The following is a 10,133-nucleotide window of genomic DNA, read 5'->3' on the forward strand; positions in this document are numbered from 1 at the left end:
TGTTCCTCAGCTCGCTTTTTGGTGTTCTTGGGGCACGAACGCGCCCGGCGGAATGTGGCCCTCGACATAGGCGTGCTGGAGCGCGTCGAGCTGCACCCACAGCACGTTGGTCTTGAAGATCAGCGCGTTGCAGACGGAGGCGCGTTGCTCCGGCGTGGTGGCATGCGCCTTGACATAATCGAGCGCAAACCCGGCGTCGCGCGGCGCCTGCGCCAGCCGGCGCTTGAAGTAGCTCATGATATCAGGATTGACGAAGTCGTAGTGCTCCAGCATCCCGGCAATGCGCTCTTCGTGCAGGTTCGGCGCGAACAATTCGGTGAGCGAGGAGGCGATCGCCTCCAGCGGCGACTTCTCGCGGCAATAGTGCACATAGGCTTCCACCGCAAAGCGCGTCGCTGGCAGGATGCCTTCGGTTGATTCCACGTAGGCCGTGTCCAGCCCGAGGCCGTCGGTCAGCTTCAGCCAGCGTTCGATACCGCCTTCGGAGCCGATATCGCCGTCATGGTCCTCGATGCGGTGGCGCCATTCCAGCCGCGTGGCGCGGTCGCGGAAGCGCGAGATCACCACCGCGTCCTTGATCGGGATGGTGCTCTGGTAATAGTAGCGATTCAGCGCCCAGGCCTGGACCTGGCCTTTGTTGAGCTTGCCGCCGTGCAGCATCTTATGGAACGGATGCAGGCTGTGATAGCGCGTCGCCCCGATATGGCGCAGCGTCGCCTCCAGCTCCTCGGCCGAGTTAAGTCTGATGTCCTTGCCGATCGAGAGCGCGGTCATTCCAGTCAGTGACGCGGCATTCACAGCACGATCTCCGTTCCGTCAGCGGGTATCTGCCAGCCCGCCGCTTCAGCGGCCTTGCGCTCGGGGGAAGCGGGCAGCAGCGCCGGGTTCGAGTTATTGATATGCAGAAATATCTTCCTGTCGAGTGTGAGGTCGGCGAGCCGCGCGATGGCGCCGTGGTCGCCGGACATCGCGACATGGCCCATGCTCTTGCCGGTCTTGTGGCTAAGCCCAGCCTTGATCATCTCGTCGTCCTGCCACACCGTGCCGTCGAAGAACACCAGCGCAGCGCCGTCGATCTCGGCCTTGAGCGCGTCGGTGATCTCGGCGCAGGCGGCGATGAAGTAGAAGCATTTGCCGGTCGATTTATCGGTGATCTTCAGCCCCAGCGTATCGCCCTCGCCGGCGTCGCCGCCCGGATGCGCCTTGCCTTCCAGGTACCAGGCCGATTTGCCCGAGACCGCGAAGGGCAGCACCTCAAGTCCTGAGCGCGCCCCATCCGGCAGCCGCGGCTCGAACGGCTCGTTGATGCCGACCGGCTGTCGCTGCACGTTCTTCTCATTCAGCACGTTGAAGATGCTGTTGGCCTTCAGGATCGCCAGCACCTTCTCATGCGCATAGACCGTGAAGGGCGAGCCCTCGCGCATCGACAGCAGGCCTGCCACTGCGTCCACTTCGCTGTTGGTCAGGATCACGCCTGCGATCGGCGTATGGCGCAGCGCGCCTGCCTTCGGATGCAACTGTGGCGTGGCATTCAATTGCTGGCGGAGGTCGGGGGAGGCGTTGATCAGGAACCAGTTCTCGCCGTCGCCGCTGAAGGCGACCGAGGCTTGGGTCCGTTGCAGCTCTTGGCCGTTTTCACGGGCCGTTCGGCAGCCCTCGCAGCCGCAATTCCATTGCGGCACTCCGCCGCCGGCTGCGGCGCCCAGGACGACGACGCGAAGCATGATCCGTCTCCTGGAAGGAACGCTGCGAGGTGGATCTCAGGCCAACACAGTTTCCGTCGTTCGGAAACCTGCCGTGACCGAAAGACCCACCTGCGCTGAACGTAGATCGCCAGCCACTTACTTGCGGGTGGCGCTCACATACATGTTGATTTCCATGCCACAGGGCACTTCGACGATCTTCGGGGCTTTCCAGGCCATTTCGGCTCTCCATTTTCGAGAATTCGGACGTATCCGCCCAACCCTTAAGTTAGTGCGGGTGGAAAAGTTCGCCAGTGAAATTTTCCCGAGAAGCCCATGTTGCGGCGCGAAAAATGCTGGCGGAACAATACTTGCTGGTGATGCTGCCTTGCGCTTGGCGCATTCGGTCGCGAACCCTGTCCTGATAAAGCAGTTGTGAGTGCAGTGCAGCTTTCAATCCGGTACAGGCGACCCAACTGGAACTTCGTGATGCCTAGATATTTCTTCAACACCCGTATCGGCAACGAACTGATCGTGGATCCTGAGGGAGAGGATCTGCGCAATCCTGACCGCGCCTGGGAGGTTGCCCGCCAGATGATTCTGGAGGTGCTGCGGTCGGAAGGCACCCAGCCGGCCCTGCTCGAGGCTGTCATCGAGGTCACCGACCGCGAAGGCGAGATCGTGCTCGAATTCCCCTTCACCGAGGCATTGCTGGACATCCCGGACCAGTCCGCCACCCGGCATTAGGGCGTGGTGCGCTCCCTCTCCCGCTTGCGGGAGAGGGTGCTTCCGCGAGCGAGAACCCCCAAGGGGAAAGAGCCCTCACCCGCCGCTTCGCGCCGACCTCTCCCGCAAGCGGGAGAGGTTGCAGTGCGCTTCGCGGTGAGATCACGACAGCCTGACAGCCCTTTGCCCCTGCGAAATCCGCATGGCTTTGCCGCGTTCCCGGGGCTAAAAGACGCCGGTTAAACGGAGCAAGCCATGCAAGATCTCTGGCGCCTGTCGGCGGCCGACCTCGCCAATCTCGTCAAAACCAAAAAGGTCTCCGCCAGGGAGGCCGCGCAGGCCGGCCTGGCGCGGCTCGACGCCGTCAATCCCCAGCTTAACGCCGTGATCGACCACCGGCCGGAGGACGTGCTCAAGCAGGCCGATGCCGTCGATGCCGCCATTGCAAGGGGGGAGGACCCCGGCGTGCTGGCCGGCGTGCCCGTCACCATCAAGGCCAATGTCGATCAGGAGGGCTTTGCCACCACCAACGGCCTCAAGCTCCAGCGCGACCTGATCGCGCGCGAGGACAATCCGGTGGTCGCCAATTTCCGCAAAGCCGGCGCCGTTCTGCTTGGGCGCACCAATTGCCCGGCTTTCTCCTATCGCTGGTTCACCACCAATCTGGTCCACGGCGACACCAAGAACCCCCGCGACGCCTCGCTGACGCCGGGCGGCTCGTCCGGCGGCGCCGGTTCGGCGGTCGCGGCCGGCATCGGCCATATCGCCCATGGCACCGACATTGCGGGCTCGATCCGCTATCCCGCCTATGCCTGCGGCGTGCATGGTCTGCGCCCGACGCTGGGCCGCATCCCGGCCTTCAATCCAGCCCTGCCGGAGCGCCCGATCGGGCCGCAGATCATGGCGGTCTCGGGGCCGCTGGCGCGCACCGTCAACGACATCAGGATTTCGCTCGCGGCCATGTCGGCCCGCGACATCCGCGATCCCTGGTTCGTGCCGGCGCCGCTGGAAGGCCCCGCGCGGCCGAAGCGCGCCGCGCTGTGTCTCAATCCGGATGGCCTGGCCACCGCGCCCGAGGTGAAGGCCGCCGTCATCGACGCCGGCAAGCGGCTCGAGCGTGCCGGCTGGACCGTCGAGACAATCGAGAACACCCCGCCGATGCGCGAAGCGGTCGAGTGGCAGATCAAGCTCTGGCTCGGCGACGGCTATGAGGCGCAGCTGGAGATGGCCGAGCGTGAAGGTGATCCCGGTGCGCTGGCGTGCCTGCGCGGCAACCGCGCCAGGGTCACGCCGATGGACCAGGCGAATTACGCCAAGGCATTGACCCGCCGCGCCACGCTGACCCGCGACTGGATGCTGTTCTTCGAGACCTATGCCGTGCTGCTGACGCCGGTCTCCGGCGAACTGCCGTTCCCCGATCATCTCGACCGCAAGGACGACGACTCCTTCAAACGCGTGTGGGAAGCGCAGCTGCCGCAGATCGCCATTCCCTTTATGGGCCTGCCTGGCCTCGTGGTCTCCACCGGGCTCGTCGGCAAGGCCCCGGTCGGCGTGCACATCGTGTCCGGCCGCTATCGCGAGGATCTCTGCCTGCTCGCAGGCGAGGCGATCGAGGCGGGCGGGGTGCCACCGTCGCCGATCGACCCCGTGGGTTAGCGATGTCGGTGATCTACGACTTCAAGGCCAACTCGCTTCGCGGCGAAGAAGTCGCCCTGCGCAGCTTCGAGGGACAGGTGCTGCTGATCGTCAACACCGCGAGCAAATGCGGCTTCACACCGCAATATCGCGGGCTGGAGGATCTGCATCGCGACCTCAACCCGCGCGGCTTCTCGGTGCTCGGCTTTCCCTGCAACCAGTTCGGTGCGCAGGAGCCTGGACCGGCGAGCGAGATCCAGGCGTTCTGCTCGACCAATTACGACGTCACCTTTCCCCTGTTCGAGAAGATCGACGTCAACGGCAGCAATGCACATCCGTTGTATGAGTACCTGAAACGCCAGCAATCCGGCCTGCTGGGCGCCTCCATCAAATGGAATTTCACGAAATTCCTGGTGGACCGCGCCGGCAAGGTGGTCGCGCGCCATGCGCCGACCGCCCGGCCCGAAGGATTGCGGCAGCAAATCGAGACCCTGTTATGAGCGAGACAATCATGAGCGACGAATTTCCGGACCGCCTCTCGGTCGATCCGAACAGCCCCTATTACAACGCGGACATCCTGGCCCGCGACGTCGGCATCCGCTTCAAGGGTGTCGAGAAGACCAATGTCGAGGAATACTGCATCAGCGAAGGCTGGGTCCGCGTCACCGCAGGCAACGCCAAGGACCGCCACGGCAACCCGCTGACCATCAAGGTGCACGGCCCGGTCGAGCCGTATTTCAGGGATAAGAAGTAGGAGCGCGCTCTCTCCTCGTCATTGCGAACGCTCTCTTCTCCGTCATTGCGAGCGAAGCGAAGCAATCCAGGATCTTTCAACGGCGGCAGTCTGGATTGCTTCGTCGCTTCGCTTCTCGCAATGACGAAAATGAAAGGCCAAACCCATGTCCGTCCGCATCGTCGACGTCCGCGAGATCACGAAACCGATCTCTTCGCCGATCCGCAACGCCTATATCGATTTCACCAAGATGACGACGAGCCTGGTTGCCGTCGTCACCGACGTCGTCCGCGACGGCAAGCGCGTCGTCGGCTACGGCTTCAACTCCAACGGCCGCTACGGGCAGGGCGGCCTGATCCGCGAGCGCTTTGCCTCGCGCATCCTGGAGGCCGATCCGAAATTACTGTTGAACGCGGCCGGCGACAATCTCGACCCCGACAAGGTCTGGGGCGCGATGATGACCAACGAGAAGCCGGGTGGTCATGGCGAGCGCTCCGTCGCGGTCGGCACCATCGACATGGCGGTGTGGGATGCCGTGGCGAAGATCGAAGGGAAACCGCTGTTCCGCCTGCTGGCTGAGCGTCACGGCGTCAAAGCCAATCCGCGCGTGTTCGTCTACGCCGCCGGCGGCTATTATTATCCGGGCAAGGACCTCTCGATGCTGCGCGGCGAGATGCGCGGCTATCTCGATCGCGGCTACAACGTCGTGAAGATGAAGATCGGCGGCGCCGATATCGAGGACGACCGCACCCGCATCGAGGCGGTGCTGAAGGAGATCGGCAAGAACGCGCAGCTCGCGGTCGACGCCAACGGCCGCTTCGATCTCGAGACCGGGATCGCCTATGCCAAGATGCTGCGGGATTATCCGTTGTTCTGGTACGAGGAAGTCGGCGACCCCCTCGACTACGCGCTGCAGGCAGCCCTCGCCGAATTCTATCCGGGACCGATGGCAACGGGCGAAAACCTGTTCAGCCACCAGGACGCCCGCAATTTGATCCGCTACGGCGGCATGCGGCCCGACCGCGACTGGCTGCAATTCGATTGCGCGCTGTCCTACGGCCTGTGCGAGTACCAGCGCACGCTGGAAGTGCTGAAAACTCATGGCTGGTCACCGAGCCGCTGCATCCCCCATGGCGGCCACCAGATGTCGCTCAACATCGCAGCCGGCTTAGGCCTCGGCGGCAACGAGAGCTACCCCGACCTGTTCCAGCCCTATGGCGGCTTCCCCGACGGTATCAGCGTCGAGAACGGCCACATCACCATGCCCGATCTCCCGGGCATCGGCTTCGAAGGCAAGTCGGACCTCTACAAGGAGATGAAGGCGCTGGCGGAGTAGGCCGCGCTGCGGCCCAAACTCAGTGTCGTCCCGGCGGAGGCCGGGACCCATAACCCCAGGGAGAGGTTATGGATTGAGTTGGCAACTCCGAGTCTTCATCAAACTGCGTTTAGTGGCTATGGGTCCCGGCCTTCGCCGGGACGACAGCATAGCTACGACAACCTCATATCCAGCAGCCGCCGCCCTTCGCCCTTCAGCAGCTTCTTCACCGCGCTCGAGGCCACGACCTCGCCGTCATTCGCATAAGCTTCGTGGTTCTTCTCGATGTCATCGAGGCGATAGAGATAGTTGACCATCACGCCGGCGGACTCGCGCACGCCCTTGGGCGAGAGATCCCCTAACCAGTTGATGCGCTCGAGGCGGGCGCCGTTGCCGAGATGGAAGCGCGCGACGGAGTCGATCAGCTTGCCTTTCGGCGTGCGCGCCTTGAGGAAGTAGTGCGCCGCGAGCGGCTCGAGCACGCCGCGTAGCAGCGTGGTGGTCTCGGGGTTCTCGAACCATTTGGGATCGTCGAGCCGCTTCAGCACTTCGCGGTCCTCGTCCGACAGCGGCAGGTCCTTGTCCTGCTTCACCCATGGCATGAAGCCCGGCACCGGCGACAGCGTCACGAAATTGTCGAGCTTGGGCAGTTCGCGGCGCAGCTCCTCCACCACCTGCTTGATCAGGAAGCTGCCGAAGGAGATGCCGCCGAGACCGCGCTGGGTGTTGGAGATCGAGTAGAACACGGCGGTGCGGGCGCGCTCGATCGGGACGGAGGGGCGATCGACCGCGAGCAGCGGCGCGATCGCGCCGGGGATCGTCTCGGTCAGCGCCACCTCGACGAAGATCAGGGGCTCGTCGACCATGGCGGGATGGAAGAAGGCGTAGCAGCGGCGGTCGACCGGATCGATGCGGCGGCGCAGATCGTCCCAGTCGCTGATCTCGTGCACGGCTTCGTAACGGATGATCTTTTCGAGGATGTTGGCCGGGGTCGACCAGTCGATCCTGCGCAGCACGAGAAACCCCCTGTTGAACCATGACGAGAGAAGATGCGAGACATCGCGATCGAGCGCGGCGAGATCGGTGTGCCCGTTCATCATGTCGAGCAGATCGGCGCGCATCTTGACGAGATCGCCGGTGCCGCCGGGCGCGCGGTTGAGGCGGCGGATCAGCTCCTGCCGGCGCGGCTCGGAGGCAAAATGAAGGGCGCTGGCATCCTCGTCGGCCGGCTTGGCGCGCCATGTCTCGATCGCCTTGGACAGGCGCTCTCGATCCGGGCCGAAATCGCGCACCAGGGCTTCGAAAAAGGCGCGACGTCCCGCCGCATCCAGGTCCTGGTAGATGTCGAGCACCTCACGCGCCATGGCGGTGCCCGAAGCTTCGCCCCGGCCCGACAGCAGCGCGCCGCAGAGCTCGATGAGTCCATCGGCGTCCGGTTTGGTGTCCGCAGAATCCCCGCGCCGGAGCAGCGTGCGGCCGCGCTCGGAGATCGTGGTAAGCAGGTCGGAGAAGAAGGCGTTGGCCATCGGGGCTTTCGTGTCGGTTTGTGCGGTGCGGGAATCTTACACGGGATTTGGGCGGAAGCCGATCACAATCAAGCGGGGGATTTTGGCAAGTTTAGCGGGGGGTGTGCGATCCAGGATTGCTGTCATGCCCCGCCACGGCGAGGCAATTGCGCATGAAAGTTTGGGGCGCTGCAGCTTCCACATCGTCATGGCCGGGCTTGTCCCGGCCATCCACGACCTTCGTTGGCACCCCAGAGAACGTGGATGTCCGGGACAAGCCCGGGCATGACGACCTCTTGTGAACGTTCACGGCCCTACTTCCCCGCAAACTCCGTCGGCGTCCGCCCTGTCACCTGGCGAAACGCGGCGGAAAACGCCGGCACGCTGGCATAGCCGAGCTGGGTCGCGAGCTGCTTCACCGACACATTGGCATCGGTCGACAGCCGCTGGATCGCCGCCGCAATTCTGGCGCGCTGGCACCAGCTCTTGAAGCTCAGCTGCGTCTCTGTCGAAAACAGCCGCGACAGCGTGCGCGCGGAGGTTCCGACCTCGCGCGCCAGCGCGTCGATGTCGTGCAGGCCGGTGGGATCGTCGAGCACGATCATGGCCGCGCGCCGGCAGCGCGGCTCGTGCGGCAGTGGCACGAAGGTCGCGGAATCCTCGGCTTGGACCAGTTCCAGCATCACCAGGCGAACCAGCAGATCGGTCCGCTCCTCGGTATTGCGCGCGTCGAACAGTGCGAGGATCGCCTGGTTCAGCAGCGGCGACACCCGCACCACGAATTCCTTGATCAGTCCCTCATGGCGCTGCTCGCGCTTCAGCCAGGCGAGGTCGAAATACAGCGTGCGCATCTCGATGTCGGCGAGCAAATCAATGGCGTGCTGGAGCCCGGCCGGCACCCAGACCGCGCGGTCCGGCGGCACCAGCCAGCGCCCTTTGGGCGTCGTCACCTGCATGGTGCCCTTGGCGGCATAGATCAGCTGGGCCTCGCGGTGCATATGCGGAGCGATCCGCATGCCCTTGGGGTAGTCGCGCGCGACCAGATGCACGCCCGCAGGCGAGCGGTGGTTGCTCCGGACCGCCCGGAGGATTGGCGTCTCGACGACAGTCATTGGCAGCATCCCGTCATGCCCAAGACATATAACTCATTTCGGAGCAGGAGAGGATTCCCATGAACAGCCCCAGCCGGGTGATCAGTTTCGTCAATGCGGGCCATTTCATCGACCATTACGCGATGCTGATCTTTGCCGCCGCGGTGATCATCATGGGACCGGCGCTCAGCATGGCCTATTCGGAACTCTTGCCTTATGCGACGCCGGGCTTCGTTGCCTTCGGCGCCGGCTCGCTGCTCACCGGCTGGCTCGGCGATCGCTGGAGCCGCCGCCACATGATGCTGATCTTCTTCGTCGGCATCGGCGCCTCCATGATCTCGGTCGGCTTCGTGCAGACCCCGGCGCAGCTCGGTGCGGCGCTGCTCGCGATCGGCATTTTTGCCTCGATCTATCATCCCGTCGGCACTGCCATGATTGTGTCCTACGCTGACAGGCTCGGCCGCGAGATGGGTATCAACGGCGTCTGGGGCAATCTCGGGGTCGCGTCGTCGGCGCTGGTCACCGGCGTGATCGGCCAGTATCTCGGCTGGCGTTTTGCCTTCATCGTCCCGGGCATCGTCACCATCCTGATCGGCATCGCCTTCGCGATGATGGTCGTGCACGAGGACCGCAAGGGCTCGAAGCAGGCGGCAGCGCAGGCGCGGGTCGCCAAGCAGGACATGTGGCGCGTGATCCTGTCGCTGCTGATCGTGGTGATCGCGATCTCCACCACGTTCAATGCCGTCACCGTGGCCCTGCCAAAGCTGTTCGCCGAGCGGCTCGCCGATCTCACCAAAAGCCCGGCGCTGCTCGGCGTCATCGCGGCCTGCGTCTACGTGTTCGGCGCGATGACGCAGTACACGATCGGCCGGCTGCTCGACCGCTATTCGCTGAAGACGGTGGCGCTGCCGCTGTCCTTCATGCTGGCGCCGTTCCTGTATCTGGCCGCGAGCCTGTCCAATCTGCCGCTGATCCTGGTTTCGATCGGCATCGTCATGGGCGCGTTCGGGCAGGTCACGGTCAACGATGCCATGGTCGGCAAATACACCAGCGAGGAATGGCGCTCGCGCGCCTATGCCGTGCGCTATTTCATCGGCTTCACCGCGGCCGGCGCCTCGGTCGGCCTGGTCGCCTGGCTCTACGAGCAGGGCGGCTTCGTCACCATGCTGCACGCCTTCGCCGCACTCTGCCTGCTCGCGATCGCAGCCGCGATCATTCTCCCGCGCGAGATCAGGACACCGCAGGCGGTGTGAGGGATCTGCGTGAGGCGCGCGCCCGTTTCAACCGCGTCATTGCGAGAAGCGTAGCGACGAAGCAATCCAGAATCCTTCCGGGGAGGGACTCTGGATTGCTTCCGCCTTCGCTAAAGCTTCGGCGGACAAGTCGCTGCGCTCGCAATGACGGCGGATGTGGCGGCGGCTCGCTTAGTCTGCCGATGATGCCATC

Annotated in this window: 11 protein-coding genes; 6 read left to right on the forward strand and 5 right to left on the reverse strand. The window is 64.3% G+C overall.

Annotation, left to right across the window (positions count from 1 at the left end; genetic code table 11):
• Window positions 1-6: 6 nt before the first annotated feature.
• From pqqC to pqqA, 3 genes are all read right to left on the reverse strand, one after another.
• The gene (pqqC, locus tag ABIC03_RS19885; RefSeq protein ID WP_354060306.1) at window positions 7-798 is read right to left on the reverse strand and encodes a pyrroloquinoline-quinone synthase PqqC; all 792 of its coding nucleotides are present in this window, start codon (window positions 796-798) and stop codon (window positions 7-9) included.
• Complete coding sequence (gene pqqB / locus ABIC03_RS19890; protein ID WP_354060308.1) at window positions 795-1,724, reverse strand: pyrroloquinoline quinone biosynthesis protein PqqB; 930 nt, start codon at window positions 1,722-1,724, stop codon at window positions 795-797. The genes pqqC and pqqB overlap by 4 nt, the downstream gene beginning before the upstream one ends.
• 117 nt (window positions 1,725-1,841) lie before the next feature.
• Complete coding sequence (pqqA, locus tag ABIC03_RS19895; protein WP_007595659.1) at window positions 1,842-1,922, reverse strand: pyrroloquinoline quinone precursor peptide PqqA; 81 nt, start codon at window positions 1,920-1,922, stop codon at window positions 1,842-1,844.
• Window positions 1,923-2,171: 249 nt separating this feature from the next.
• On the opposite strand from pqqA, the gene ABIC03_RS19900 reads away from it, so the two are divergent.
• The 5 genes from ABIC03_RS19900 (at window position 2,172) to tarD (ending at window position 6,112) form a co-directional block, all read left to right on the forward strand.
• Window positions 2,172-2,429, forward strand: coding sequence for a DUF6894 family protein (locus ABIC03_RS19900; RefSeq protein WP_007595657.1), 258 nt, complete (start codon window positions 2,172-2,174; stop codon window positions 2,427-2,429).
• A gap of 234 nt (window positions 2,430-2,663) precedes the next feature.
• Entirely contained in the window at window positions 2,664-4,064 is a 1,401-nt protein-coding gene (locus ABIC03_RS19905; RefSeq protein WP_354060310.1) for an amidase family protein, read from the forward strand.
• A gap of 2 nt (window positions 4,065-4,066) precedes the next feature.
• Window positions 4,067-4,543, forward strand: coding sequence for a glutathione peroxidase (locus ABIC03_RS19910; protein ID WP_354060312.1), 477 nt, complete (start codon window positions 4,067-4,069; stop codon window positions 4,541-4,543).
• The gene (locus ABIC03_RS19915) at window positions 4,540-4,797 is read left to right on the forward strand and encodes a DUF3297 family protein (protein ID WP_018318553.1); all 258 of its coding nucleotides are present in this window, start codon (window positions 4,540-4,542) and stop codon (window positions 4,795-4,797) included. Before ABIC03_RS19910 ends, ABIC03_RS19915 begins: the two co-directional genes overlap by 4 nt.
• 145 nt (window positions 4,798-4,942) lie before the next feature.
• Window positions 4,943-6,112, forward strand: coding sequence for a D(-)-tartrate dehydratase (gene tarD / locus ABIC03_RS19920; protein WP_354060315.1), 1,170 nt, complete (start codon window positions 4,943-4,945; stop codon window positions 6,110-6,112).
• A 152-nt stretch (window positions 6,113-6,264) separates the two neighbouring features.
• On the opposite strand, the gene ABIC03_RS19925 is transcribed toward tarD, so the two are convergent.
• Together ABIC03_RS19925 and ABIC03_RS19930 are read right to left on the reverse strand one after the other, a co-directional pair.
• Complete coding sequence (locus ABIC03_RS19925; protein ID WP_354060317.1) at window positions 6,265-7,617, reverse strand: malonyl-CoA decarboxylase; 1,353 nt, start codon at window positions 7,615-7,617, stop codon at window positions 6,265-6,267.
• Between the two features lie 293 nt (window positions 7,618-7,910).
• Entirely contained in the window at window positions 7,911-8,708 is a 798-nt protein-coding gene (locus tag ABIC03_RS19930) for an AraC family transcriptional regulator (RefSeq protein WP_275169245.1), read from the reverse strand.
• Between the two features lie 59 nt (window positions 8,709-8,767).
• Here ABIC03_RS19930 and ABIC03_RS19935 point away from each other — a divergent pair, with 59 nt between their 5' ends.
• Window positions 8,768-9,940, forward strand: a complete 1,173-nt coding sequence (locus ABIC03_RS19935) for an MFS transporter (RefSeq protein WP_354060320.1) — start codon at window positions 8,768-8,770, stop codon at window positions 9,938-9,940.
• Window positions 9,941-10,133 lie beyond the last annotated feature (193 nt).

Origin of the sequence: Bradyrhizobium sp. RT6a, from assembly GCF_040547675.1 — a bacterium.
Lineage (GTDB): Bacteria > Pseudomonadota > Alphaproteobacteria > Rhizobiales > Xanthobacteraceae > Bradyrhizobium.

What these genes read in the sequence shown, in the direction of transcription:
- ABIC03_RS19925 (WP_354060317.1), bottom strand. Translation starts at nt 7,617, where the DNA reads ATGGCCAACGCCTTCTTCTCCGACCTGCTTACCACGATCTCCGAGCGC.
- ABIC03_RS19930 (WP_275169245.1), bottom strand. Translation starts at nt 8,708, where the DNA reads ATGACTGTCGTCGAGACGCCAATCCTCCGGGCGGTCCGGAGCAACCAC.
- pqqA (WP_007595659.1), bottom strand. Translation starts at nt 1,922, where the DNA reads ATGGCCTGGAAAGCCCCGAAGATCGTCGAAGTGCCCTGTGGCATGGAA.
- ABIC03_RS19915 (WP_018318553.1), top strand. Translation starts at nt 4,540, where the DNA reads ATGAGCGAGACAATCATGAGCGACGAATTTCCGGACCGCCTCTCGGTC.
- ABIC03_RS19935 (WP_354060320.1), top strand. Translation starts at nt 8,768, where the DNA reads ATGAACAGCCCCAGCCGGGTGATCAGTTTCGTCAATGCGGGCCATTTC.
- pqqB (WP_354060308.1), bottom strand. Translation starts at nt 1,724, where the DNA reads ATGCTTCGCGTCGTCGTCCTGGGCGCCGCAGCCGGCGGCGGAGTGCCG.
- tarD (WP_354060315.1), top strand. Translation starts at nt 4,943, where the DNA reads ATGTCCGTCCGCATCGTCGACGTCCGCGAGATCACGAAACCGATCTCT.
- ABIC03_RS19900 (WP_007595657.1), top strand. Translation starts at nt 2,172, where the DNA reads ATGCCTAGATATTTCTTCAACACCCGTATCGGCAACGAACTGATCGTG.
- ABIC03_RS19910 (WP_354060312.1), top strand. Translation starts at nt 4,067, where the DNA reads ATGTCGGTGATCTACGACTTCAAGGCCAACTCGCTTCGCGGCGAAGAA.
- ABIC03_RS19905 (WP_354060310.1), top strand. Translation starts at nt 2,664, where the DNA reads ATGCAAGATCTCTGGCGCCTGTCGGCGGCCGACCTCGCCAATCTCGTC.